Raw genomic sequence first — 24,303 nt, 5'->3', positions numbered from 1 at the left:
AATGACCCAACGTATCGCCGTTCTCATGGGCGGGCTCTCGCCCGAGCGCGATGTTTCCCTCGTTTCCGGGGCCGCCGTAGCCGAGGGGTTGCGTGAAAAGGGCTATGACGTCGTCGAGATCGATGCCGGGCGGGATCTGTATGGTCAGCTCGCCGAGGCCGATCCGGGTATCGTCTTTAATGCCCTGCACGGTGAATGGGGCGAGGACGGCCTGGTCCAGGGCGTGCTCGAGCATTTCGGTAAGCCCTATACCCATTCCGGCGTGCTCGCCTCATCCTTGGCGATGAACAAGCAGATGGCCAAGGACGTCTTGCGGGCCGCGGGTATTCCCTGCCCGGAAGGCATTATCGTCAACCGTTTCGAGGCGGCGCGCGAACATGCGATGAAACCGCCCTATGTCGCCAAGCCCAATGCCCAGGGGTCATCGGTCGGCGTCCATATCGTGCTGGAAGGTGCCAATCGCCCGCCCGCCGACCTGGCGGCCGAAGCTGAAGGTCTGGGCGATCACGTCCTGGTCGAGCGCTATGTGCCCGGCCGCGAGCTCACGGTGGCGGTGATGGAAGATAAACCGCTGGCGGTCACCGAGATCATCCCCAACACAAAGTTCTACGACTATGAGGCCAAGTATGCGGCCGGCGGGTCGGATCATATTTTACCGGCAAAAATTCCGGCCGATATCGAGAAGCTTGCCATGGAACTGGCGCTAAAGGCCCATAAAGTCTTGGGTTGTCGGGGGTTGACGCGCTCTGATTTTCGTTACGACGAATCAGCGAATCAGCCTCTATGGTTACTCGAAATTAACACCCAACCCGGCATGACTCCTACCTCTTTGGCGCCAGAACAGGCGCTTCACTGCGGGATCGCGTTTCCAGATCTCGTAGCATGGATGGCGGAGAATGCGTCGTGTCGAAGGTGAGGCGCGGGGGACCGAAAAAGTCGGTCCGTCGTAGAACCAAACCCAGGTCCGCCGCGGTGTCCGCACCGCGGCGTTTGCGTAACTGGGCTACGGCCCAAGTCCGAGGTGCGCGTTACCGTGTGGCGAATGCCGCGCGCTTGGGCGGTATCGCGTTGGCCGGTCTGGCCGCGGTGAGCCTTGCTGTGCTCGCCCTGTTCGGACAGCTCGGCGCCGTCAATGACTATGCCACCCGCACAGCCCAGACCCAGCTCGCCCGAATCGGTTTTGCCGTCGACAGTGTTGATGTCACTGGCGCACAGGGCGTGATCGCACACAAGATTGTTGAGGCGACGCAGCTGTCCGGCGGACAACCGATCTTCGCCGTTGATCCCGAGATTATCCGCGCCCGTGTCGAGGCGCTTCCCATCGTCCGGACCGCCCAGGTCGCGCGCCTCTGGCCCAACCGGATCGCCGTCGTGGTCGAGACCCGTTCCGCTTATGCCCTGTGGCAGAACCAGGGTGAGCTCGCCATCATCGATCGCGATGGTGTGGTGATCGCCCTGGCCGACGCCATGGATCCGCCGGCACTGCCGCTTGTCGTTTCTGCTGGTGCCAATGACGCCGCCCCCGAGATTGTCGAGGCGCTGGAGCGTTTCCCGCATATCGCCGAACGTGTGGTCGGAGCCGTGCGGGTCGGCGAACGTCGGTGGAATCTGCGGCTCGATAGCGGGGCGGATATCAAATTGCCCGAGGGTGACGTGCTCGCAGCGCTGGCGATCCTGGATCGCGTGCATGCCGAGCGGGGGGTGCTGCGCCTGGCCGCAGAGAGTTTTGATTTGCGCGGTGAGGGCGACCTGATCGTCCGTGCGCGGCCCGAGCGGGCTGCCGAAGCCGGGATGCGGGAGCGCGACGCATGAATGTCCTGAATTTCTTCCAGTCGCGCCGACCGCAAGCACCGCAAGCTGCGCCCGCCAATGCGGTCTATGCAGCGCTGGATGTCGGCTCCTCCAAGGTGGCGTGTTTCATTGCCAAGACCGATCAGACGATTGCGGGCCCGCGTCCGCGCATGGTCGGTGTGGGCCACCAGTCGAGCCGTGGTGTGCGTGGTGGGGCTGTGGTCGACATGGATGCGGCGTCCGAAGCTATCCGAACCGCGGTTGAGCAGGCCGAGCGCATGGCCGGTCAGGCCGTCAGCGCCGTCAGTGTCAGCCTGTCTGCAGGCCAGCCGACCTCGACGCGGATTGCGGCCGAGATCGATCTGCCCAATCGCGAGGTCACTGCCCGGGACCTCCGCCGCCTTCTCGACGGCGCCCTGTCCGAATTTGCCCTGGATGACCGCATCCTCCTGCACGCCATTCCGCTGTCCTGGTCCGTGGATGACCATCGCGGTATCCGTGATCCGCGCGGCATGTATGGCAAGACGCTGGGCGTGGAGGTGCATGTGATCACCGCTGCTGTCGGGCCGCTGCGCAATCTCATGACCTGCGTCGAGCGCTGCCATCTTGGACTCAAGGCCGTGGTCGCGACCCCTTACGCCTCTGGCCTGTCCGCCCTGGGTGATGACGAGGTAAAGCTCGGCGCCACCTTGATTGATATGGGCGCAGGCGCGACGACGGCGGCTGTCTTCGCGGACGGCGCGCTTTTGCACATTGATGCAGTTCCTGTCGGTGGCGCCCATGTCACCGCGGACGTTGCGCGGGGGCTATCGACCCCGCTGGCGGCTGCAGAACGTTTGAAAATTCTCTACGGCTCTGCCCTGGACAGCCCGGATGACGATCAGCAGATGATCGAAGTACCGTCGGTGGTGGGCGAGGAGGGAGCGGCTTATGGCTCAGCGCCACGCTCTCTCCTCAACTCCATCATCCGTCCGCGCCTGGAAGAGACGTTCGAACTGATCCGCGACCGGCTGGAAGCGGCTGGCGTGGAAGATGCCGGAGGGCGCCGCATGGTGCTTACGGGCGGAGCTGCACAACTCCCGGGCGCTTCTGAACTGGCGAGCCGGGTCTTTGGCAAACAGGTGCGTGTTGCGGGGCCGGGCGGCATTACGGGACTGGGCGACGCGGTCGCCGGTCCGGCGTTTTCCGCCGTGTCGGGTATTGTGCGCCGTGAAACGCGTGGCGCGACCGATGCGATTTCCGGCCCTCGCGTGCTCGGCGGCGGCGCGCGGCGGGCGGCTTCCCGAGCGGGTGATGGCGAGGTCCGTGGGCCGGCCGCCATGTGGCGCTGGTTCGCGGAAAGCTTCTAAACGCAGAGCTGCGCAAAACCGCGTCTAAATCCTGCTCATTTCATTGCATTTAATATTGCGCTTAACACTCGCTTAAGTGTGTGAGGGCGATGATACCGTTCGAAATTCGTTAACCTTACTTGTGTGTGAACGGGGTCCGTTATGACGCTCAACCTCTCCATTCCGGAAACGACCGAACTGCGGCCGCGCATCGTCGTCTTTGGTGTCGGTGGCGCAGGGGGTAATGCCGTCAACAATATGATCGAGGCGGCGCTGGAAGGCGTCGACTTCGTCGTCGCCAATACCGACGCTCAGGCGCTGTCGCGCTCGAGCACGGAAAAGCGCATTCAGATGGGCGCAGCGATTACCGAGGGCCTCGGCGCAGGCGCCCGTCCGGAAGTTGGCCAGCAGTCGGCCCAGGACTCCATCGATGAAATTCGTGAACACCTGCAAGGCGCACACATGGTGTTCATCACTGCCGGTATGGGCGGCGGCACCGGTACCGGCGCGGCCCCGGTTGTTGCCCAGGCCGCTCGTGAGCTGGGCATTCTGACCGTCGGTGTCGTGACCAAGCCGTTTCACTTCGAAGGCACGCGCCGCATGAAGCTGGCGGAAAATGGCATCGAGCAGCTGCAGGAACATGTCGATACGCTGATCGTCATTCCCAACCAGAACCTGTTCCGCATCGCCACGGAAAAGACCACCTTCGCCGAAGCCTTTTCCATGGCTGACGAAGTGCTGCACTCCGGTGTGCGCGGGATCACCGATCTCATGGTCATGCCGGGCCTGATCAATCTCGACTTCGCTGACGTTCGCGCGGTGATGAATGAGATGGGCAAGGCAATGATGGGCACGGGCGAGGCCGAGGGCGAGAAACGCGCTGTCGATGCCGCCCAGGCTGCGATCTCCAACCCGCTCCTCGATGATGTTTCGATGAAGGGCGCGACCGGCGTTCTGATCAATATCACCGGCGGTTACGACATGACCCTTTATGAGGTCGACGAGGCTGCGAACGAGATCCGCGCTGAAGTTGATCCGGATGCGAATATTATCGTTGGATCGACCTTCGACGAGAATATGGATGGCTCCATGCGCGTCTCCGTGGTCGCTACCGGGATCGAAGCGGAAGCCATGGCCATCGATCCGCGTAACCGCCAGCGTACAGTCACCACGACGCCCGAGCGCATTGTTCAATCGTCTCCGGCCGGTACGGCTGTTGCAGCGTCCGGCGGCAATGATCACATCCTGCCGTGGAAGCGCATGAATACGGATCGTCCGGGCCGGATGATGCAGGAGCCGCGCACCGAAGCGCAGGCACCGCGTGAAACCGAAGTTCGCGAGGAGCCGCTGCGTCGCGCAGCGGGTGCCGAAGACATGACCCCGCCGCCGGCGGACCCGACACAGGGTGAAGTCCAGGGGCAGCCGCTGACCTCGCCGCAGGTCGAGGCGCCGCGCATGGAAGCCGCCGCGCCCACCCCGCCTCCGCAAGTTGTCGTCGACCAGGCTCGCTTGCAGCGTGAGGCCGAGGCACTCAACGCTCGCTATGAACAGCGTCGCTCCGAGCCTGCTGCACGGACGATCATGCCGGAACCGAAAGCGGAAGAAGAGCCAAAGCGCGGCTTTTCCCTGTTCGGCCGTCGTCGCAAGCCGGCTGAGCCGGCGCCGAAGGCGGCCCCAGTGGCAGAAAAAACTCCGCCGGTGCAAGCACCCCGGGCACCATCTGGTGATCTCTTTGGGGATAGCCTGGATGAGGGTGATCTGGAGATTCCGGCCTTCCTGCGCCGCCAGGCCAACTAGTTCAGTCGCACGCGTAACAAAGCGCAACAAAGCTTTAATTGTATCCTCGCGCTGCCTGTCGTTTCCTCCAAGAGAGGGGCGGCTCGTGCCGCAGATATAAAACAAAAGCGATGGCGAGTTGTTGTGATTTACCGGCAAACATTGGCGGCACCGGTCGTATGTGCAGGGGTGGGACTGCATAGCGGCGAACGCGTACGCCTGGTGATGCAGCCTGCATCTGCAGGATCTGGCATCGTATTCATCCGTTCCGATATCACCGATCGTGACAACCGCGTGGAAGCGCGGGCTGATGCGGTCACCGGCGTGCGTCTGGGGACGACGATCGCTAATGGTGACGGCGTATCTGTTGCAACGGTCGAGCATCTTATGGCCGCGCTGGCCGGTGTCGGGGTTGATGATGCCATTGTCGATATCGACGGTCCCGAATTGCCGGTAATGGACGGGTCTTCCGCACCCTTCGTCGAGTTGATCCACAAGGTTGGGCTCGTGGCTCACGCGGCACCGCGCCGCGCCATTCAGGTTCTCAAGCCGGTCATGGTCGAAACCGAAGGCCGCCGTGCCGGTTTCCTTCCGGCTCTCAAACCGATGATCGAAGTCGATATCGCGTTCGAGCACCAGGCGGTTGGCCGTCAGTCCTGCGTCTTCGATGTGACGCCGGACATCTTCGCCAATGACATCGCCGGTGCACGCACCTTCGGCTTCCAGAAGGATTATGACGCGCTCCTCGCTGCGGGCCTCGCCCGTGGCGGCTCGATGGATAATGCGGTTGTGCTGGACGAAACCGGCGTGGTGAACCCGGAAGGGCTTCGCTATGACGACGAGTTCGTCCGTCACAAGGCGCTCGATGCCCTGGGCGATCTCTATCTCGCCGGTGCGCCGATTCTCGGCCGTTATTCCGCGAGTCGTCCGGGCCATGCGATCAATAACGCGGCCGTTCGTGCTCTGCTCGAGGATACCAGTGCGTGGAAAATGGTGACCATGCGAGGCGGTACGACGCACGATATTGCGCTCGCCCAGTCCTAGTATTCCCGTTTCTTTTAGGTGAAGCGCTGACAGCACTCTTTTGCGGCGCGCCGTGATCGGCTACAAGGCTTTGACCACCGGCGCTTAACCAAGCGTCCAACCAGTTGAGTCGTGTTTGATGCTTCGTAAGTCGCGCCTGATCACACCTATTCTCGCCGCCGCCGCTCTGGCTGCTTGTTCAAGCGGCCCGGAAACCGAGCTCGCTTATATCGAGCGACCGGCAGAGACGATTTATGGCGAGGCGTTCCGCGCCATGGATCGCCAGCAATACCGTGTCGCCGCTGCGATCTATGATGAAGTCGAGCGTCAGCACCCGTATTCGGAATGGGCGCGACGCTCCATGCTCATGGCGGCCTTCGCGAACTACCAGGGGCAGCAGTATGACGAGGCCATCTCAGATGCGCAGCGCTTTATCTCCCTGCACCCGGGCAATCGTAGCGCGGCCTATGCCTATTATCTGATCGCCATCTGCTATTTCGAGCAGATCATGGATGTCGGTCGCGACCAGCAGACGACCGCCCAGGCCATGGAAGCGCTTGAACAGGTGGTTCGCCGTTTTCCTGACAGCCGTTATGCCACCGATGCCCGTTTGAAGATCGACATGACGCGCGATCACCTTGCCGGCAAGGAAATGGACGTCGGCCGCTGGTATCTGCGTCGCAATTATCATCTTGCTGCGATCAACCGGTTCCGCAATGTGATCGAGGAATATGGCACCACCAGCCACGTGCCGGAAGCGCTCCATCGTCTGGTCGAAAGCTATGTCGCTTTGGGCGTAGATGGCGAGGCGCGCCAGGTCGCTGCTGTGCTCGGTTATAACTTCCCGGGCTCGCAATGGTACCAGGACAGCTATGATCTGCTGACCCGCGAAGGTATCACCCTGGATGAGGCCATCGAGGGTGAGGACCCGACCTATTTCGATCGCGCCTGGCGTCGTCTCTTCGGTTAAACTCGAGGTGCAACCGCGCTGAATGCTGCACGCCCTCTCCATCCGCAATGTGGTCCTGATCGACACGCTCGATGCGGTATTTGACAGCGGGTTGTGTGCGCTGACCGGTGAGACCGGGGCCGGTAAATCCATTCTTCTGGGCGCTTTGGGCCTGGCCGCTGGTGAGCGAGCGGAACGCGCGCAGGTCCGGTCCGGCGCCGATGAGGCGCGCGCCGTTGCGACATTCGAGCTGCTCCCGGATCATCCGGTCTGGGGCTTGCTCAGGGAAGCCGATATCGAGGCGGAGCCGGGTGAGGCGCTAATTCTGCGCCGGCGACTGACTGAAGACGGTCGCTCCCGCGCCCACGTCAATGACCAGCCCGCCAGCGTTGCGCTTCTGCGCCAACTGGGTGATGCCCTTGTCGAGGTTCACGGCCAGCATGATGGCCGCGGCCTCATGGATCCGAAAACCCATCGTGGCCATCTGGACACCTATGCTGGTCATACCGGCCTGCTGGACGATTGCCGGACTGCCTGGGCCTCGCTGCAGGGCGCTCGGAGGCGGCTGGATGATCTGATTTCTGCCAATAACGCCTCCCAGGACGAGCAGGATTATCTTCAACATGCGCTTGAGGAACTCGATCGGCTTGCGGCCAGGCCGGGCGAAGAGACGGCGCTCGCAGAGGAGCGCCAATTCCTGCAAGGCGCCGAGCGCGCTCTGGGCGATTTGCAAGACGCTCAGTCTGCCCTGACCAGTGATGGCGGTGGGCTGGAGAACCGGTTGAACGCCGCCCTCCGAGGGCTCGACCGGGTCCGCGACCAGATCGGCCCGGCCGGGGGTGAGGCCGGCGATGCGCTGGAGCGGGCCTCCGGTGCGATCGACCGTGCGCTGATAGAGTTTGGCGAGGCGGGGGAGGCGCTAGCGGATGCGGCCGAGGCCTTCGACGTTGAACCGGGCCGGCTTGAGGCGGTCGAGGAGCGTCTCTTCGCTATTCGCGGCGCAGCCCGAAAACACGATGTGCAGCCCGATGGCCTGCCGCAGATCCAGGCCGCGATCGCCGCCAAGCTGGAGGCTATTGATCAGGCTGGAGACCAGATTGCTGAGGCCGAGAAGGCCGTCTCTGCAGCCATGGCTCGCTATGATGACGCCGCGAATGCGCTCTCGGCGAGTCGCGCTGCGGCTGGCGAACGCCTCGCTGAGGCGGTAGCGGCTGAACTGCCGCCACTGAAAATGGATAAGGCCCGCTTTCGCGTTGCCGTGATCAGCGACCGTGAGCGCGGCGGCCCAGGCGGACGCGACCAGGTGGCGTTTGAGGTTTCGACCAATCCCGGTGCTCCATTCGGGGCCTTGGACAAGATCGCATCCGGGGGCGAACTGTCGCGCTTTGGACTCGCGCTCAAGGTCGTTCTGGCCTCTGAGGAACAGGGGCGGGTGCTGGTCTTTGACGAGGTTGACCAGGGCGTCGGTGGGGCTGTTGCGGACGCTGTTGGCCGCCGGTTGAAGCAATTGGCCCGGCAAGGCCAGACCCTCGTTGTCACTCATTCTCCGCAAGTGGCGGCGCTGGCTGATCATCACTGGAAAATCGAGAAGCAGGATGACGGGCAGGGCGGGATGCGCACGACGCTGGTGCAGCTGACGGGGGAAGCCCGGCGCGAGGAGATTGCCCGTATGCTGTCGGGTGCTGATATTACTGATGCTGCGCGGGCTCAGGCGGATGCACTCATGGCGGTTGAGGCCTAGACTGTTCGCGCATTGATTCAGCGGGACGGCTTATGAGCGCACTCAAGGATGTTGACGATCTGAATTCGGCTGAAGCGCGCGACGAACACGCGCGGCTTGCCAAGGAAATCGCCACTCACGACAAGCACTATTACCAGCATGACGCGCCGAAGATCTCGGATGCTGCCTATGACAGCTTGCAGCAGCGGCTTGAGGCGATCGAGGCCCGCTATCCGGACCTCGTCGATCTGTTCAGTCCGACCCAACGCGTCGGCTCGGCTCCCTCCGGCAAGTTCGGCGAGATCAAGCATGCTGTGCCGATGCTGTCGCTGGGCAATGCGTTCAATGACGAGGATGTGGCGGATTTCATTGGCCGGATCCGGCGTTTTCTCGGCCTCGGCGAGAGCGAAACGGTCACTATTACGGCCGAGCCCAAGATCGACGGTCTGTCGGCCAGCTTGCGCTATGAAAGCGGCCGCCTGGTATCCGGTGCCACCCGGGGTGACGGGGCCGCCGGTGAAGATGTCACCCGCAACCTCCTGACCCTCGACGATATCCCGGAAAACCTGCCCGGTGATGACTGGCCCGCGGTACTGGAAGTTCGCGGGGAAGTCTATATGTCACATGCCGATTTTGCGCTTCTCAACACCAGGCAGGTTGAGGCTGGCAAGCCGGAGTATAAAAACCCGCGCAACGCGGCGGCAGGCTCCTTGCGGCAGATCGATCCGGTGGTGACCCGCACCCGCCCCTTGCGCTTTTTTGCCTATGCCTGGGGCGAGGTGAGTGAACCGCTGGCCCCAACCCAATTCGAGGCTGTGCAGCGTTTCAAGGCGCTCGGCTTCCCGACAAACGAGCTGATGCGGCGCTGCGATACGCTTGCGGCCGTTCTTAGGGTCTATCGCGATATCGAGGCCCGCCGAGCGGCACTCGGCTATGATATCGACGGCGTCGTCTACAAGGTGGACCGGCTCGACTGGCAGGAGCGCCTCGGCTTCGTCGCGCGGGCACCCCGCTGGGCCATCGCCCACAAGTTTCCGGCCGAGCAGGCGACCACAGTACTCGAGGGCATTGATATCCAGGTCGGGCGCACCGGGTCACTGACGCCGGTTGCGCGCCTCAAGCCGGTGACGGTCGGCGGTGTCGTTGTCTCCAATGCCACCCTGCACAATGAAGATGAGATTGCGCGAAAGGATGTCCGCGTCGGCGATACGGTTGTTGTACAGCGCGCCGGGGACGTGATTCCGCAAATTGTCCGTGTCACCAACCCTGATCGTCCGGATAGAGCTGGACTCTTTGAATTCCCGACGCGTTGCCCGGTTTGCGACAGCCAGGCCGTCCGCGAACACGATGAGAAAAGCGGCAAGCTTGATGCCGTGCGGCGCTGCACAGGCGGGCTGATATGCGCGGCACAGCTGATTGAGCGCCTGAAGCACTTTGTCTCGCGCAAGGCCTTCGATATCGAAGGGATGGGGACCAAGCAGATCGAGGCATTTCATCACGAGGGACTGGTTCGCCAGCCGGCGGACATTTTCACGCTTCGCAAGCGAAATGATGCCGGCGAGATCGACCCACCGATCCAGGATCGCGAAGGCTGGGGTGCAACCAGCGCCGCCAATCTGTTCAACGCGATCGATGAGCGCCGGAGGATTGCTCTGGCACGGGTGATCAACGCGCTGGGTATACGCCATGTCGGCGAGAATACAGCGGCCCTGCTGGCGCGGACCTATACCAGCTGGACCCAGTTCAAGTCGGCGGCAGAACAACTCGGCGATGATGCCGTGCGGGCAGACATGCTTGGCATAGATGGGCTGGGGCCGGCGGCGGTTGAGGCCCTGGAGCAGTATTTCGGTGAGCCGCACAATCGCGACCTGCTCGATGCCTTGGCTGCCGAGCTCGACATTCAGGATGCCGAGGCTGTAGCCAGCGACAGTCCTGTCGCGGGCAAGACGGTTGTCTTCACAGGTACCCTGGAACGGATGACGCGCGACGAGGCCAAGGCCAAGGCCCAAGCGCTGGGCGCCAAGGTGGCTGGATCTGTGTCAAAGAAGACCGATTACCTCGTCGCCGGTCCCGGGGCTGGATCGAAGGCCAAGAAGGCGGCCGAGCTGGGTGTGGAAACGCTTAGCGAGGACGACTGGTTCAGATTGATCGGCGAGGGCTAGTTTGCCGGTTCCAACACAGCCCCGTCCAGGATCAGCCCCTCATTCTCTTGCACGTAGAGCGTCAGGGCCTGCTCGAGCTGGTCGAGGCTTGTGACTTCGCAATTGCCGCGCTGGTCTCGGTCAAGCCCGGCCTGTTGGACGGCTTCAGCGGATAGGTCGTCGCATTCCGGGAAATGCGCGAACAGACGGTGACCGGGATAGCGGAAGACGATGACATAGATCCGCTGATCGCCATCATCCACATCCTCTGAGACGGCGATGAATATGTCCCGAGACATTTCATGGAAGACCGCATCCTGGAGCGGCATGTCATCGGTCGCCGAGTGCAGGCGTCCGTCCAGATACACCACGTCGCCAGCCCAGTTGTCATCGTCGGTGGCCTCGCCACGCTCGTCGACCGAATAGGCGCGATAACTGCCGGGTGGAATAGGCTGAACGCCGCTTTCGGCCGTGATCAGCGGTTGATAAGAGTAGAAACATCCGGCCAGTGCGGTAGCGAGCATGGCAGTCAGGACGACGCGAACGCGATTGAGCATGACAAATTCCCCCTGTCGTTGAATCGAGCCTAGGGAGTTCGCGTGCCGAAAATGAGGCATTCAGTCGAGACGCCGGTAAACACCGTCAACGCGCGGCGCGCCGTTCTGTTCGTCCAGATAGGTCAGGAGCACGGCTTCCAGCACATCCCAACGATCGATCAGGCAAGTACCTTCTTCCATGTCGACGCTCAGCGCGTAGCGGTCGCGTGCGCTTTCGGAGAGGTCGGAACAGGATGGGTTATGATAGGTGACGATGCCGCCGGGATAGGTGAAGACCAGACCGAACAGGTAGTTGCCGTCATTCTCGCGTTGTGCCGCGTAGAGACCGTCGGTGAGCTCGCGAAGACGAACATGCTGGTGCGGGAAGGCTTCTTCATCTGAGGCGTAACTCCAGCCCTCGCGCTCGATTTCACCGGTCCAGGTGGCGCGGTCGAACGGGCGGCCATCCGGGTGGTAAGGCGTATGGGAATAGCGTCCCTCCGCCAGCGGGAAATCCGCTGCGCGCCGCGAGATCAGGGGATCGTCGGCATAGAAGCAGCCGCCCAGAAGGGCGGCCGCCAATATCGGCAGGACGCTGCGGCGCATCAGGGCGTTGCGCCGGCCAGAGGTTCGGTCGCCTTGAGCAGCCAGTCCGCAACCTGGCCTTCGACCAGCGGCAGGAGTTTTTCGCGCACCAGGGCATGGTAGCGATCCATCCACATCAGCTCCTCCGGCGTCAGCAGGTGCAGATCGATGAGCGTGCGATGGATCGGGGCCAGGGTCAGGGTTTCAAACCCCAGCATGTCCCGCTCACCGCCGGGTATTTGTGCCGCGTCTGTCACAACCTGCAGGTTCTCGATCCGGATACCGAAGGCGTCTTCCTTATAGTAGCCGGGCTCGTTGGACACGATCATGCCCGGCTCCAGCGGAACCGAGCTCGGCGCTTTGGCAATGCGCTGCGGGCCTTCGTGCACGCCGAGGAAGCTGCCAACACCGTGACCGGTGCCATGATCATAGTCGAAGCCGGCCTGCCACAGCGGCATGCGCGCCAGGATGTCGAGCTGGGTGCCGGTGGTGCCCTTGGGAAAACGGATCATGGAGAGGGCAATATGGCCCTTTAGTACGCGCGTGAACTGCGTACGCATTTCCGCCGTCGGCGTGCCGATCGGGACCGTCCGGGTGATGTCAGTCGTGCCGTCCGCATACTGGCCGCCACTATCGACAAGATAGAGCGAGCCGTCCGCCAGTTTCAGATTACTGTCCTCGGACACGCGGTAATGGGCAAAAGCCGCATTACCCTGCGCGCCGGAGATCGTGTCGAAGGAGAGATCGCGCAGTTCCGGCAATTCGGCCCGCAGGCTTTCCAGCTTTTGGGCGGCCTGGATTTCGTCGACCTCGCCGGACTGACCCTCGGTGTCGAGCCAGTGCAGGAATTTCACGATCACAGCACCATCGCGGATATGCGCCTGGCGCGCGCCCTCGACTTCGGCAGCATTCTTGGCCGCCTTCGGGCGCATCACCGGATCTTCCAATTCCTGGACCGTTGCGCCGCCTGCCTTGAGCTGTTCAAAGACCCAGGCCGAGGCGGTCGTCGGATCGACCCGGACCGTCTTGCCGGTCAGTTCAGCCAGGCCGGCTGCAAATTCGGTTTCCGGCCGCAGGGCGACTTCATTGCCCAGATGCGTTCGGGTTTCATCTGTCAGCTTCTCCAGCGCCACAAACAGCGTCGCCTTGCCGTCCTTGCCGAGAATCGCTGCCGACAGGGGAAGCGGTGAGCGGGACACGTCGCCACCCCGGATATTGAGCAACCAGGCGATTGAGGGCGGTGCGGTCAATACCGCTGCGTCTGCAGCGCCGCGTTCAATGGCGACACCGATCCGCTCGCGCTTGGAGGTATGGTTCTCGCCAGCGAACTCGAGCGGCTGCGGATTGATTTGCGCCATGGGCGCTCGCGGGCGGTCCGTCCAGGCCTTGTCCAGCGGATTGTTGTCGACGCTGACCAGTTCGACCCCGGCGCGCTCAGCTGCCGTTTTCAGCTTGTCCAGCGCCGCCGGGCTGTGCAGTCGGGCGTCATAGCCAATCTTCTCGCCCACCTTAGCTTCGCTCTGGATCCAGCCATGCATGCCCTGCTCAACCAGGTCGCAATAGGCGAACAGATTGCCATCAACCTGCTGGCGGACCTGAAGCGTGTAGCGGCCATCCACAAAGACAGCGGCGCGGTCCTTCATGGCGATGGCGGCGCCGGCGGAACCGGAAAAGCCGGTCAGCCAGAGCAGGCGCTCATTGCAATCGGGCAGGTATTCATTGTCGTACTCGTCCTCATGCGGCACCAGGAAGCCGTCCAGCCCGAGGGCCTGGAGTTCTGTACGCAGTTTGGGGAGATTGTCGCGGCCGAATTGCGGGCCGCCCTTAACGTCGAAAGTCTGAGAGATCATCTGGGTCATGGGGCGAAATTAGGCCCGCTCCATGACGCATGCAATCAGGCTTTCATTGCAATCAGCGTTTCCCAGCCCTCGATCGGCTCACGACGCAGGACGGACAGACCTGCAGCCTCAAAGGCCTCACGCACCCAGGTTTCCTGTTCGCTCAGCAGGCCGGACAGGATCACCTTGCCGCCCGGAACCAGTGCGTTGGCAATGCCCGGGGCGAGGGCCACAAGCGGCCCGGCGAGGATGTTGGCGAAGATAAGGTCGAACCGTCGGCCGGCGAGTTTGGCGTGATCGAGACCTTCGGCAACAAAGCAATCAATGCCCGGAGTCCCGTTTTTCTCGCAATTGACCTGGCTTTCCTCGATCGCTTCCGGGTCGATATCGGACGCCAGCACCTCTGCGTCCGGCAAGGTCTTGGCGGCGGCGATGGCCAGCGCTGCGGTGCCGCAGCCGAGGTCAAACACAGTGGCCGGTGCCTCTCCCCTTGCAAGCATCTCGTCAAAAGCCAGAAGACAGCCCCGTGTGGTGCCGTGATGGCCGGTACCAAAGGCGGGGCCCGCTTCGATCTCGAGCATGACCTTGTCAGCGGAAATCTGATCGCGATCATGCTCGCCGAAAACGACGAAACGTCCCGCTTCCACCGGCTTGAGGCCTTTGAGGGAGAGCTTCACCCAATCCTCGTCGGGCATGGCTGCGCTTTCGATTTCCATACTGTCCGGCAGCCCGGCCTTGCGCCGCACCATGGCGAGATCCGGTTCACCATCAAATATCAGGTCCAGCCGTGCGACCTCGCCCTCGTCGAATATCGACCACGAGGTCATGCCCTCAACGCCGACCTCATCGAGGTGCTGCACAATATCGGCGAGTTGAGCGAAATCGGAATGGGCGGAAAGGCGCCAGTGATTGGTCATGGAGTGTCCTTGTCTGGCGCCGGGGTGTGGCTGGTTTTTGTCGCTTAGGCAAGGGCTGCGAGTGATGAGTCCCGTCGGTTAGGGCAGGTCCCGAAGAAAACTTTCGACGACTTTCTTTTCGCCGGCCTTGTCGAACTTGACGGTATATTTCGCACCGTCCGCCTTTTTGACTGTCCCATAGCCAAACTTGTCGTGGAAGACGCGGTCCCCGGCCTGCCATTTGCCGGTCTTGTCCGAGCCCCCGCTCTCGATCAGCGTTGCTTTGGCATTGATGGTCGGGGGATCGCTCTTGCGACCGGATTGTGTGTTGGTCTGATAGCGTTTCCAGCCGGGTGAGGAATAGCTCGATGCCATCGGATCGGCAGTGCCGGTGAAGCTCTCGCGTCCCGGTCCGCCATCATAATAGCCGGTCTCCGATTTGGCCTCGACGTGATCGACAGGCAATTCATCGATGAAGCGGGAGGGGATTACGGCCTGCCAGTGGCCATAGATCATGCGATTGGCGGTAAAGGTAATGATGGCCCGTTCGCGTGCCCGGGTGATGCCGACATAAGCAAGCCGGCGCTCTTCCTCGAGCGAACGCGTTCCGCCCTCATCCAGCGAGCGCTGTGAGGGGAAGACGGTCTCTTCCCAGCCGGGAAGGAAAACCAGCGGGAATTCCAGGCCCTTGGCGCCGTGCAGCGTCATCAAGGACACCTCGTCATCATCGTCCGAAGCACGATCGGCGTCAGTGACCAGGGCGACGTGTTCGAGATAGGCCTCAAGCGTGTCCCACTCGCCCATGGAACGAACCAGTTCTTTGAGGTTTTCCAGCCGGCCGGCCGCCTGGGGCGTTTTGTCCTCACGCCACATGGCGGTGTATCCGCTCTCATCGAGAACGATCTCTGCCAGCTCGTCGAGCCGGGAATGCTCTGCCTGCTCGCGCCAGCGATCAATATCTCGCAGGAAGACTTGCAGTGCTGTGCGGGCCTTGCCGCGGATCTCGTCGGTGGTGACCATAACGCGGGCCGCTTCGCTCATCGGCACGCCCATGGCCCTGGCCGTCATGGCAATCTTCTGTACCGATGTGTCGCCAATGCCGCGCTTGGGCGTGTTGACGATACGCTCGAAGGCCAGATCATCTTCCGGTGACCGTACGAGGCGCAAATAGGCGTGGGCATCGCGGATCTCGGCGCGTTCGAAGAAGCGCGGCCCGCCGATGACCTTGTAGGGCAGGCCCAGCATGATGAAGCGGTCCTCGAAGGCTCGCATCTGCCAAGCGGCCCGGACCAGCACGGCCGAGTCGGAATAGGCACGGCCCTTGGACGACCAGTTCTCGATCTCCTCGGCGACAAAGCGGGCCTCGGCCTCCCCATCCCAGATTCCGCGAACCTGGACTTTCTCGCCGCCACTATCCTCGGTCCACAATGTCTTGCCCAGACGGGACCGATTGGCCGCGATCAGCCCCGATGCTGCCGCGAGAATGTGTTCGGTCGAGCGGTAATTGCGCTCAAGTCGGACGACATGAGCACCCGGGAAGTCCTTCTCGAAGCGCAGGATGTTGTCGACTTCCGCTCCGCGCCAGCCATAGATCGACTGATCATCATCGCCCACGCAGCAGATATTTCCCGTGCCCTGGGCGAGCAGCCGCAGCCAGAGATATTGCGAGACATTGGTGTCCTGATACTCGTCGACCAGCACATAGCGGAATTTCTTGTGATACTCGGCCAGGACGTCGGGGTGGTCCTTGAACATATGCAGCGTGTGCAGCAGGAGATCACCGAAATCGCAGCAATTGAGCGTCTTCAGACGGTCCTGATACATCTGGTAGAGGCCCTGGCCTCGGCCCTCGGCGAAGGACCATTTATCTTCCTCGCCGAGCTGGTCTGGCAGGAGGCCACGGTTCTTCCAGCCGTCGATGAGCGAGGCGAGGTGTCGGGGTGTCCAGCGCTTCTCGTCGATATTTTCGGCCTGGATGATCTGTTTAAGCAGGCGCAGCTGGTCATCGGTGTCGAGAATGGTGAAGTTGGACTTCAGCTCCACCAGTTCGGCATGACGGCGCAGGATCTGGGCGGAAATGGAGTGGAAGGTGCCAAGCCACGGCACGCCCTCTACCGCTTCACCGATAATACGCCCCACCCGTTCTTTCATTTCCCGCGCCGCCTTGTTGGTGAAGGTGACGGCGAGGATTTGCCAGGGCTGGGCCGTGCCGGTCGCCAGGATATGCGCCAGGCGCGTGGTGAGAACCCGCGTCTTGCCGGTGCCCGCGCCGGCCAGTACGAGGACGGGCCCTTCCACCGCTTCAACGGCTTCGCGCTGCTCCGGGTTGAGCCCCTCTAGATAGGGCGAGGGCGGCGCCGGACGGGCCATATCGGAAATGGAAAGATTGGACATGGGGCGAGGCCGGACGGGTTGCGATTCGTTACAGCCCACCAGTCTGACCCGGATGGGGACTAATCCCAAGGGCGGAAGATGCGATTGTTCGGTGTTTGTTCAGGGGTGGGGCGCCCGCGCGGACCGGTTCTGACGTATCGGAACCGGTCCGGCCGGGGGGAGGAAATGGGCCTACGCAGCGAGGGCCGATGTCTGGTAGGGACCCATTTCCAGAAAATGATAGAAGGCGGTGGAGAGCTCACCGTTCTGACAGCGGCTCTCATCCGCATAATTCACCAGCTCGGACAGGAAGGCCTCATGCTGGCGCTCGATAAATCGGGACGATACGCCGTCCCGGTCGCTGATTGCGATCGCGAGGTCTTCGAAGAGCGTTTCATAGGCCGCACATAACTCGTTGATCAGCATGAGAAGATGCGGGCCGTCGCCGCCCTCGGACTGTTCAACGCGAAGCGCGGTCACGATCTTTTCGATCTCTTCAGTGGTCGTGTCGACCGTCACTCCGGCAAGCGACATACGCGCGGACATACGAGGCCTCCCCCGGGATCCCGGATTAACTCTGTGCGCTATCCCGGACCTGTTCAGCGGGAATTGAAATGAATTATATAATATAACCGGGAGGGGGAAGGAATAAACCATATAAAAACAGAGAATTAGACTTCGATTTCGAAGTGCCCTGGTCGCAGGTTGAAACTTTTCCGGAGCTTCGGCCGGGGCCGTGCCCGCGGCATTCTGCCTAACCGAACATAGCGTCGATATCGGCCTGAAGAGCTTCATCGGGCTGATCTTCGACCGGCTCCGACTGGCCGTTGATGGCTGACGAAGCGGCAGCGATCAGCGGCTTGATATCCTCGTTCGCCAGTCGGGCAATCTCGGCGCAAATCTCCGGGGCCTGGCTCTGGCGCAGGAAGGACTGCGCGCGTTCGACTTCGCCATCGATCTGAAGGATCAAGGTTTCCAGATGAACCCGCACCGGCCGCGGTGCAGCGCTGTAGGCCAGCACTGCGAGGTCCTTGTCCTTGAAGGCTGATTGCTCGAAATGCTCGCAATAGCTCGCCGGCTTCCATTCCAGCACGTCTTCGGCACAGTCGCGCATGTCCGGAAGCATTTCCATCAACATGACGACTTCGTTGAAATGGTTGAGATAGTCGGTTGCCAAGCCGGTGTCTGGATTGATATTCGCTGCACGCAGGGCATCTGCTGCGAGCGCGCCATCTCCCAGTACGGGGCTTTCATGCCCGTTTATCCGACCCACCATAGCCATCATTTCACACCCTAAACGAACATCCTTTCCGAAGCCTTATTGGCGCTGCGACCAGGTGTTTTGATGCTAGCGGTGCTCTTCTTCGCTAATTTCGGCGAGGGATTTGGCATAGGCGGCCTGGGCGTCCGCCTTGGTCAGCCAGCCGATGATCGGCTGATCCGCGGACCGGCTCCTAACTGCGGCCCCTTCGAGCTGTTCGGCGTCGAACACGCCCATGGCTCGGCCCAGCGTATCGTCCTCATAAAGGCAGACGCCTGAATCAATCTCCGCCTCTCCCCAATGATCCAGTGGCATCATGCATTGGCGCACGCGGACCATTTGCAGAACTAGCCGGCTGGCCCCGCCGGAAATATCATAGCCCCGCCGCATCACCTGTTTATGGAAAAGGGATCCTCCCAGAGCGGACTGGGTCAGCACCGTTGCCAACGAGACCGCGACCAGGACAGCGACCGCCGCCTCATAGCTTGATGTCAATTCGAACACGATCAGCGTGGTAGAGAGGGGGGCGCCAAGGACGGCTCCGGATACGGCTCCCATGCCGACGACAGCAAAGAAACCGGCTCCAGCCGTCTGATCGCCGAAAAGCTGCACCATGATCAAACCGAAGGCAGCCCCAAGCATGGCGCCAAGATAGATCGATGGCGAAAAAACCCCGCCGGCAAAGCGAAAGCCGATCGTCACGAAGGTCGCCAGAGTTTTGAGAGCGATCAGAACGATCAGCTCGTTGAACATATACTCGCCTGACAGGGCATTGCTGGTGGCCTCATAGCCCACGCCCAGGATTTCCGGTGCGATGAGAGCGAGGCAGCCGATCATCAGTCCACCGGGGATGGGCAAAAGCCAGAGCGGCAGGCGCAGCCTTTCCGCAACCCCGTCAATCCAGCCGCCGCCATGAAGAACGCCCCGGTCAAACAGGATCGCCATGCCGGCTGCAGCAATGCCCAGCATCGCGGCGGCGGGATAGTCGAACAAATGGCTTTGATAAGCCTGCGTGATGGCGAAGGCGGCATCATCACCGAGATGGAAGCGGACGATGAGCGCGCCGATCACGCTGGACACGGCGACCGGTGCAATAGAGCGCAGGCCGTAGTGTCCCAACACGACCTCGAATGCGAAGAGCGCCCCGGCGACCGGTGCATTGAAGCTGGCCGACACCGCCGCTGCGGCGCCACAGGCGAGCAGGATGCGGCTGCCGCGCGGGCTCAGCCCGATCAGGCGCGAGACCTGGGAAGCCAGAGTCCCGCCCAGGTGAACAGCTGGACCCTCGCGACCGGCGCTGCCGCCACCGCCCAGCGAAATGGCAGCCAGAAGCGCAGAGTAGAGACCGGTCTTGAGTTCGATGCGGCCATTCTTGACCGCCCGGGCTTCCAGTACATCGGGCACGCCGGACGCGCGCCCATTATTGACCCAGCCGGCCCGGCCACCCAGCCAGAGCAGGGCCGCGATGATACAGCCTGCAACCACTGGGGTGAGCAGGAGGCGCCCATCGGGCAGGTCAGCGGCCGCGCTGGCGAGCGATTCCTCGGTGACGCCGAAGGCGAGGACCTCGATCGCGCTGATGGTGAGGCGCAAGCCAAGCGTGGCGTAGCCGGCGATCAGGCCGACAAGCACGCCCATAACCCATAGCGCGCCGCCCCGTCCGTCACGGAATGCGGTCGCCAGCTTGGATATGAGTCCACGATTTGCCCCGGAATCGTTCACACCGCCAATAGGCGCGAGGCGGGAGCCAGCGTCAAGCCGAACGCCGCCTGCAAAATACGGAACCCGCTGATTGCCGCGCGGCTTCGGCATGGCTCTGGCCAAATCGTGTGCGACGCACTTAGATGCCGGGAAGCCAAGGGGAAACGCCATGATTACGATTTTGACCGCCGCTCTGCTGGTGGCCGCACAGACCGGTACGAGTGACGATATCACCAGCACCTATACGCGGATTTTCGACGCGGATTGTACCGGGCTGGAAGTGCCCGGCGGGCTCGATATCAGCTGTCCGGGCTATGCTGACTGGCGCTTGACCGTGGCAGTCGGCGAACACGGCCAGGCCATCCAGTATGTTCATCCCTCGCGTGGTCAGTCGGGTTTTTTGGGGACGCCGAGCCGTGGGCTCTGGGGCGGCTATAACAATGTTATGGAATGGCGACTGGACGGCGAGCAGGCCTTTGCCACCATTCATCGCTATCGCTACGACACGCCCAGCGATGTCGCCCGGGACACGGTTTATGCCGAACGCGCCGAGGTGCTTGCGGTGACGGCGCTGAACGCGCAAACCGCCTGCGTGATCGCCTATCTGGACGCGTTGAGCCTGGAAAACGCCAACGTCTGGGCCCGGCGCGTAGCCGACACCTATGCGCGGAGCTGGGATTGCGGTGAAGGCGAGCCGATGGATCTCAATGCAGCAAGCACCGTAGAGCTGGCGCGTATTGCAGCCGACCATGAGGCGCTTGGCACGGACTAGCCGTCATCCGCCATCAGGCGTCGCACAACCCAAACCCGCACCGAGGAAGCCAGCGGCTCCTCGCCGCGTGCGCTATCGATCTGATTGATCAATCCGGCGAGCGAGTGGCCCTCCGCGGCGATCGCCTGGTCAATGGCAGACCAGAATTCCGGTTCGAGCGACAAGCTGGTGCGGTGGCCGGACAGGGAAATGGATCGCTTGATCAGGGGCATGATCAAAGATGTGGCGGATCGCGGCGCGGCTGGCAATGCCGTACAGATGATTTAAGCCGTTGCTTAACCTTGCTGGTCTAGGCGTTCAGTCGAGTTCGCAACCCTCAATCAGGCCCGTTCATGCGCCGCTGGCACAAACCCATTCCGCTCTCCAGCCTGTTAAAAGCCCGCGTGCCCGACACGCCGGGCGTTTTTATGCTGCTGGCGCATGAGGCAGATCTGTCCTCGGTGCTCAAGATCGCCCCGGCCCGGTCGCTGCGCAAAGCCTTCGAGCGGGAATTGGAGCCTGCCGACGGGTACCAGCCGGTGCTGCCCGAAGCGCTGATGTATTTCGAGACCGTGACCGAGACGGCCGAGGCGGAGCGGCTGCTGACCGCTTATCGTCGCAAGCATGGCAAGAACCCGGCTCTGAACTCGCCCTTCTAGTGCCTGCCGCCGGTTGCTGGTGCTGCCGGTGCGGGCGCTGCGGCGGTGTCGGACCGGCTTGCATCACTTTCGGCACTGTCGCGCCGGCCCATCGCCCGGATGCTCATGATGCGTTTGAGCAGGTCGAACCAGAACGGCGCTCCGAGGGATAATGCAATGGCTGTGAGGCCAAGGCCGATCAGCTTGCTGAGAAAAGCGAGGCGGGGGTTCGCGGCTAAGGTCACCTCATTATAGGCCCCACTAACCCCGTTGAGTGGGAAGAGCGACAGGGCCTCATTCAGGGTCTGCATGCGTCCGCGTGTATCGGCGATATCCTCCACAGCGTCCGTCCCGGTGTTGTCGCTCTCCGCAGACCCGCTCGATGTCAGAAGCGAGCAATCCACCTCTGCGTTGGCGTTCTCGCCTTGCAAGACACAGCTCTGTGCATAGGTGTCCGCCACGCCGGCAATCGCCTCGCGCATGGTGCGGTCGGTCCAGAGCCGCTCGGTCATCGTGATGGTATCGGCATTGGCGACAACGGCGAGGCCGATCGCGATCCACAGTGTCCACATGCGGATCTTGCGGGTGAACATGCCGGTAATGCGGTCAATCGCTCGCTGATAGGTGGCTTCAATCTGGGCCAGGGCCGCATCGACATTGTTGTCGGCGGTTTTGACCGCGGTCCGGATCGACTGGGTCAGTGGCGTATCCGGCAGATAGTTCAAACTGTCGAACGGAGTCCCGGTATCGATATCGCCGCTGGATTGCGCATCGGGCTTTTTTTGTTCCTTGTCGGCCCATTCCAGCAGCGCCATTGCGAATTGTCGGGGCGCGATGCTGGACGGGGCAATGCCGTCATCGATCGCCATGCGGGCATCGGGCTCATACTGACTGCCGGCCAGGAAGGTGGTGCGGATGCTGGGCGTATTGAGGAAGCTCTCGAAATCGCCGGTCTGTCGCCGTTCCGCTTTTGACGCAGCCGGCAGGCCGGTCTCCTGGGCCGAGACGATCCAGGTGAAACCATCAACCCCGATAGCCCGCCGCACACCGCGCAACAGGTCCATCTTGCGCGTCTCCTCAAGTCCGGTGTCGGCGCGTTGGAGCAGGAGGTAGAGCCCCTGCATCAGCGTCTTCTGGCGTAGCCGGACGAGCCCATTGGCGATCAGTTCGACCAGGGCCGTCGCAAACAGACTGAGCAAGAGATACAGAAAAATCAGGCCGATCGCGACCTCGATTGCGATTCCGAAAGTCATCTCGTCCCCCGAAAGTGAGTTGCCACTTTAGGGGAGTCAGCCTTTCAATGCAATTTATACGGGTTTTTCCTCGTCGCTCCCGTCGAGCTTTTTGGCCTCCAGCTCGCGCAACAGGCGTTCACGCTCTTCGCGGACCGGCTCGCTGAGCGATTTCGGTGTGCCATGGGCGAGCCGGTTGGCCTTCGCCTGCTTCGCCTTGTCCTCGCGCTGCTTGCGCTTGCGGAATTGGCGGAGATTGACGGGTTTTGAGGTCATCTGGGTATCCGGGAGACGTGACCCCGGGAGGCAAGCCGCCCCGGGGTCATGAAATTCGTCCGGGTTTGCCGAACCTACGCCTTCGGCCCGATCATCTGCTCCGGACGCACGATGGCGTCGAACTGCTCTTCGGTAACAAAGCCGAGCTTGACCGCTTCCTCGCGCAGAGTGGTGCCGTTCTTGTGCGCCGTCTTGGCGACGATGGTGGCGTTGTCATAGCCGATCGTCGAGTTGAGCGCTGTGACCAGCATGAGCGAGCTCTCCTTGTGCTGTTTGATATTGTCCTCGCGCGCCTTGATGCCGGTGACGCATTTGTCGGTGAAGGTGCGCGCGGCGTCGGCCAGGATCTGGATCGACTGCAGCACATTGAAGATGATCACCGGCTTGAACACGTTGAGCTCGAAATGGCCCTGGCTGCCGGCGAAGGAGACGGCGGTGTTATTGCCCATGACCTGGGCGCAGACCATGGTCATGGCTTCGCACTGGGTTGGGTTGACCTTGCCCGGCATGATCGAGGAACCCGGCTCGTTTTCCGGCAGGGCGATCTCGCCGAGACCGGAGCGCGGGCCGGAGCCCAAGAGGCGGATGTCATTGGCGATCTTGAACAGCGACACGGCAACCGAGTTGAGGGCGCCGTGGGCTTCCACCAGGGCATCCTTGGTGGCCAGGGCCTCGAACTTGTTCGGTGCGGTGATGAAGGGCAGGCCGGTATAGCTGGCCGCTTCCTCGGCGAACGCTTCTGCATAACCCGGCTTGGTGTTGAGACCAGTGCCAACCGCGGTGCCGCCCATGGCCAGTTCGTGCAGCGCTTCGCGCGTCGCTTCAACGCGGCGGATGCCATTTTTGACCATTGCGGTATAGCCGGAGAATTCCTGGCCCAGGGTCAGCGGCGTTGCATCCTGCAGGTGGGTGCGGCCGATCTTGATAATGTCCTTGAACTCTTCCGTCTTGGCCGCGAGCGCGGCGTGCAGATGCTGGAGCGCCGGGATCAGCGCATGGGCGATCTGTTCGGCGGCGGCGATATGCATCGCCGTCGGGAAGGTATCGTTGGAGGATTGCGAACGGTTGACGTGATCATTCGGGTGCACCGGGTCCTTCGAGCCGACCGTGCCGCCGAGAATCTGGATGGCGCGGTTGGAGACCACCTCATTGGTGTTCATGTTCGACTGCGTGCCCGAGCCGGTCTGCCAGACCGACAGCGGGAAGTGGTCATTCCACTGGCCTTCGGCGACTTCCGTGGCGGCGGTGACGATGGCGTCGGCCAGTTCCGGCTCGAGATTGTCCAGGCGTTTGTTGGCCAGGGCTGCGGACCGTTTGACGATGCCCAGGGCGCGGATCAGCGCGAACGGCATGGTTTCCGTGCCGATCGGGAAGTTGATCAGGGAGCGGGCCGTCTGCGCGCCGAAGAGTTTTTCGGCGGGGACTTCAAGAGGACCAAAGCTGTCGGTTTCCGTGCGCATCTCGCTCATGAGGGGAGGCTCCTTGCAG

The 24,303-nt window shown here is 62.2% G+C and carries 22 protein-coding genes; 10 read left to right on the top strand and 12 right to left on the bottom strand.

What is annotated here, in order from left to right; genetic code table 11:
• Window position 1 precedes the first annotated feature (1 nt).
• The 8 genes from Q1V51_RS09680 (at window position 2) to ligA (ending at window position 10,749) form a co-directional block, all read left to right on the top strand.
• Window positions 2-916, top strand: a complete 915-nt coding sequence (locus Q1V51_RS09680) for a D-alanine--D-alanine ligase (protein WP_300555787.1) — start codon at window positions 2-4, stop codon at window positions 914-916.
• Window positions 917-1,035: 119 nt separating this feature from the next.
• The gene (locus tag Q1V51_RS09675) at window positions 1,036-1,812 is read left to right on the top strand and encodes a cell division protein FtsQ/DivIB (protein WP_300555785.1); all 777 of its coding nucleotides are present in this window, start codon (window positions 1,036-1,038) and stop codon (window positions 1,810-1,812) included.
• Window positions 1,809-3,140, top strand: coding sequence for a cell division protein FtsA (gene ftsA, locus Q1V51_RS09670; RefSeq protein WP_300555783.1), 1,332 nt, complete (start codon window positions 1,809-1,811; stop codon window positions 3,138-3,140). The genes Q1V51_RS09675 and ftsA overlap by 4 nt, the downstream gene beginning before the upstream one ends.
• 141 nt (window positions 3,141-3,281) lie before the next feature.
• Window positions 3,282-4,916 carry a cell division protein FtsZ gene (gene ftsZ, locus Q1V51_RS09665; protein ID WP_300555781.1) on the top strand — a complete coding sequence of 545 codons (1,635 nt, stop codon included), beginning with the start codon at window positions 3,282-3,284 and terminating at the stop codon, window positions 4,914-4,916.
• A 123-nt stretch (window positions 4,917-5,039) separates the two neighbouring features.
• A complete protein-coding gene (gene lpxC, locus Q1V51_RS09660) occupies window positions 5,040-5,939 on the top strand; it encodes a UDP-3-O-acyl-N-acetylglucosamine deacetylase (protein WP_300555779.1) in 900 nt (299 codons plus the stop codon).
• A 118-nt stretch (window positions 5,940-6,057) separates the two neighbouring features.
• Window positions 6,058-6,888, top strand: coding sequence for an outer membrane protein assembly factor BamD (locus Q1V51_RS09655; protein ID WP_300555777.1), 831 nt, complete (start codon window positions 6,058-6,060; stop codon window positions 6,886-6,888).
• Window positions 6,889-6,910: 22 nt separating this feature from the next.
• On the top strand, window positions 6,911-8,608 hold the full coding sequence (gene recN, locus Q1V51_RS09650; protein ID WP_300555775.1) for a DNA repair protein RecN: 1,698 nt from the start codon (window positions 6,911-6,913) through the stop codon (window positions 8,606-8,608).
• 32 nt (window positions 8,609-8,640) lie between these two features.
• Entirely contained in the window at window positions 8,641-10,749 is a 2,109-nt protein-coding gene (gene ligA / locus Q1V51_RS09645) for an NAD-dependent DNA ligase LigA (protein ID WP_300555773.1), read from the top strand.
• Here ligA and Q1V51_RS09640 read toward each other — a convergent pair.
• The 8 genes from Q1V51_RS09640 to Q1V51_RS09605 all read right to left on the bottom strand — a co-directional run bounded on the left by Q1V51_RS09640 (window position 10,746) and on the right by Q1V51_RS09605 (window position 20,029).
• Complete coding sequence (locus tag Q1V51_RS09640) at window positions 10,746-11,285, bottom strand: hypothetical protein (RefSeq protein ID WP_300555771.1); 540 nt, start codon at window positions 11,283-11,285, stop codon at window positions 10,746-10,748. The genes ligA and Q1V51_RS09640 overlap by 4 nt on opposite strands.
• Window positions 11,286-11,345: 60 nt before the next feature.
• Window positions 11,346-11,870, bottom strand: coding sequence for a hypothetical protein (locus Q1V51_RS09635; RefSeq protein WP_300555770.1), 525 nt, complete (start codon window positions 11,868-11,870; stop codon window positions 11,346-11,348).
• Entirely contained in the window at window positions 11,870-13,708 is a 1,839-nt protein-coding gene (locus Q1V51_RS09630; protein ID WP_300555769.1) for an aminopeptidase P family protein, read from the bottom strand. Before Q1V51_RS09630 ends, Q1V51_RS09635 begins: the two co-directional genes overlap by 1 nt.
• Window positions 13,709-13,743: 35 nt before the next feature.
• Entirely contained in the window at window positions 13,744-14,604 is an 861-nt protein-coding gene (locus Q1V51_RS09625) for a 50S ribosomal protein L11 methyltransferase (protein ID WP_300555768.1), read from the bottom strand.
• 78 nt (window positions 14,605-14,682) lie between these two features.
• Window positions 14,683-16,977: a UvrD-helicase domain-containing protein gene (locus Q1V51_RS09620; protein ID WP_300555767.1), complete on the bottom strand. Its 2,295-nt coding sequence runs from the start codon at window positions 16,975-16,977 to the stop codon at window positions 14,683-14,685.
• Between the two features lie 171 nt (window positions 16,978-17,148).
• Window positions 17,149-17,502, bottom strand: coding sequence for a hypothetical protein (locus tag Q1V51_RS09615; RefSeq protein WP_300555765.1), 354 nt, complete (start codon window positions 17,500-17,502; stop codon window positions 17,149-17,151).
• Window positions 17,503-17,710: 208 nt separating this feature from the next.
• Window positions 17,711-18,238 carry a hypothetical protein gene (locus tag Q1V51_RS09610; protein ID WP_300555763.1) on the bottom strand — a complete coding sequence of 176 codons (528 nt, stop codon included), beginning with the start codon at window positions 18,236-18,238 and terminating at the stop codon, window positions 17,711-17,713.
• Window positions 18,239-18,304: 66 nt separating this feature from the next.
• Window positions 18,305-20,029, bottom strand: a complete 1,725-nt coding sequence (locus Q1V51_RS09605; protein WP_300555761.1) for a chloride channel protein — start codon at window positions 20,027-20,029, stop codon at window positions 18,305-18,307.
• A gap of 58 nt (window positions 20,030-20,087) precedes the next feature.
• Here Q1V51_RS09605 and Q1V51_RS09600 point away from each other — a divergent pair, with 58 nt between their 5' ends.
• Entirely contained in the window at window positions 20,088-20,690 is a 603-nt protein-coding gene (locus Q1V51_RS09600) for a hypothetical protein (protein ID WP_300555759.1), read from the top strand.
• Here the strand turns inward: Q1V51_RS09600 and Q1V51_RS09595 are convergent.
• Entirely contained in the window at window positions 20,687-20,902 is a 216-nt protein-coding gene (locus tag Q1V51_RS09595) for a ribbon-helix-helix domain-containing protein (RefSeq protein ID WP_300555757.1), read from the bottom strand. The two genes, Q1V51_RS09600 and Q1V51_RS09595, sit on opposite strands and share 4 nt — an antisense overlap.
• Before the next feature lie 120 nt (window positions 20,903-21,022).
• Here Q1V51_RS09595 and Q1V51_RS09590 point away from each other — a divergent pair, with 120 nt between their 5' ends.
• Window positions 21,023-21,328, top strand: a complete 306-nt coding sequence (locus Q1V51_RS09590) for a hypothetical protein (RefSeq protein ID WP_300555755.1) — start codon at window positions 21,023-21,025, stop codon at window positions 21,326-21,328.
• Here Q1V51_RS09590 and Q1V51_RS09585 read toward each other — a convergent pair.
• The 3 genes from Q1V51_RS09585 to fumC all read right to left on the bottom strand — a co-directional run bounded on the left by Q1V51_RS09585 (window position 21,325) and on the right by fumC (window position 24,284).
• Entirely contained in the window at window positions 21,325-22,560 is a 1,236-nt protein-coding gene (locus Q1V51_RS09585; protein WP_300555753.1) for a hypothetical protein, read from the bottom strand. The two genes, Q1V51_RS09590 and Q1V51_RS09585, sit on opposite strands and share 4 nt — an antisense overlap.
• A 54-nt stretch (window positions 22,561-22,614) precedes the next feature.
• Complete coding sequence (locus Q1V51_RS09580; protein WP_300555751.1) at window positions 22,615-22,815, bottom strand: DUF4169 family protein; 201 nt, start codon at window positions 22,813-22,815, stop codon at window positions 22,615-22,617.
• 74 nt (window positions 22,816-22,889) lie between these two features.
• Window positions 22,890-24,284 (bottom strand): class II fumarate hydratase, encoded by a 1,395-nt coding sequence (gene fumC / locus Q1V51_RS09575; RefSeq protein WP_300555749.1) that lies wholly within the window; start codon window positions 24,282-24,284, stop codon window positions 22,890-22,892.
• Between the last annotated feature and the right edge of the window lie 19 nt (window positions 24,285-24,303).

This window comes from Maricaulis sp. (genome assembly GCF_030149235.1).
Classification (GTDB): Bacteria; Pseudomonadota; Alphaproteobacteria; order Caulobacterales; family Maricaulaceae; genus Maricaulis.
Note: the sequence above shows the minus strand (reverse complement) of the source record. Positions and strands in the feature narration are given on the sequence as shown.

Coding starts and splice junctions, on each gene's coding strand:
- Q1V51_RS09680 (WP_300555787.1), top strand. CDS start 2: ATGACCCAACGTATCGCCGTTCTCATGGGCGGGCTCTCGCCCGAGCGC.
- ftsA (WP_300555783.1), top strand. CDS start 1,809: ATGAATGTCCTGAATTTCTTCCAGTCGCGCCGACCGCAAGCACCGCAA.
- ftsZ (WP_300555781.1), top strand. CDS start 3,282: ATGACGCTCAACCTCTCCATTCCGGAAACGACCGAACTGCGGCCGCGC.
- Q1V51_RS09655 (WP_300555777.1), top strand. CDS start 6,058: ATGCTTCGTAAGTCGCGCCTGATCACACCTATTCTCGCCGCCGCCGCT.
- recN (WP_300555775.1), top strand. CDS start 6,911: ATGCTGCACGCCCTCTCCATCCGCAATGTGGTCCTGATCGACACGCTC.
- ligA (WP_300555773.1), top strand. CDS start 8,641: ATGAGCGCACTCAAGGATGTTGACGATCTGAATTCGGCTGAAGCGCGC.
- Q1V51_RS09640 (WP_300555771.1), bottom strand. CDS start 11,285: ATGCTCAATCGCGTTCGCGTCGTCCTGACTGCCATGCTCGCTACCGCA.
- Q1V51_RS09635 (WP_300555770.1), bottom strand. CDS start 11,870: ATGCGCCGCAGCGTCCTGCCGATATTGGCGGCCGCCCTTCTGGGCGGC.
- Q1V51_RS09630 (WP_300555769.1), bottom strand. CDS start 13,708: ATGACCCAGATGATCTCTCAGACTTTCGACGTTAAGGGCGGCCCGCAA.
- Q1V51_RS09625 (WP_300555768.1), bottom strand. CDS start 14,604: ATGACCAATCACTGGCGCCTTTCCGCCCATTCCGATTTCGCTCAACTC.
- Q1V51_RS09620 (WP_300555767.1), bottom strand. CDS start 16,977: ATGTCCAATCTTTCCATTTCCGATATGGCCCGTCCGGCGCCGCCCTCG.
- Q1V51_RS09615 (WP_300555765.1), bottom strand. CDS start 17,502: ATGTCCGCGCGTATGTCGCTTGCCGGAGTGACGGTCGACACGACCACT.
- Q1V51_RS09610 (WP_300555763.1), bottom strand. CDS start 18,238: ATGGCTATGGTGGGTCGGATAAACGGGCATGAAAGCCCCGTACTGGGA.
- Q1V51_RS09605 (WP_300555761.1), bottom strand. CDS start 20,029: ATGCCGAAGCCGCGCGGCAATCAGCGGGTTCCGTATTTTGCAGGCGGC.
- Q1V51_RS09600 (WP_300555759.1), top strand. CDS start 20,088: ATGATTACGATTTTGACCGCCGCTCTGCTGGTGGCCGCACAGACCGGT.
- Q1V51_RS09595 (WP_300555757.1), bottom strand. CDS start 20,902: ATGCCCCTGATCAAGCGATCCATTTCCCTGTCCGGCCACCGCACCAGC.
- Q1V51_RS09590 (WP_300555755.1), top strand. CDS start 21,023: ATGCGCCGCTGGCACAAACCCATTCCGCTCTCCAGCCTGTTAAAAGCC.
- Q1V51_RS09585 (WP_300555753.1), bottom strand. CDS start 22,560: ATGACTTTCGGAATCGCAATCGAGGTCGCGATCGGCCTGATTTTTCTG.
- Q1V51_RS09580 (WP_300555751.1), bottom strand. CDS start 22,815: ATGACCTCAAAACCCGTCAATCTCCGCCAATTCCGCAAGCGCAAGCAG.
- fumC (WP_300555749.1), bottom strand. CDS start 24,284: ATGAGCGAGATGCGCACGGAAACCGACAGCTTTGGTCCTCTTGAAGTC.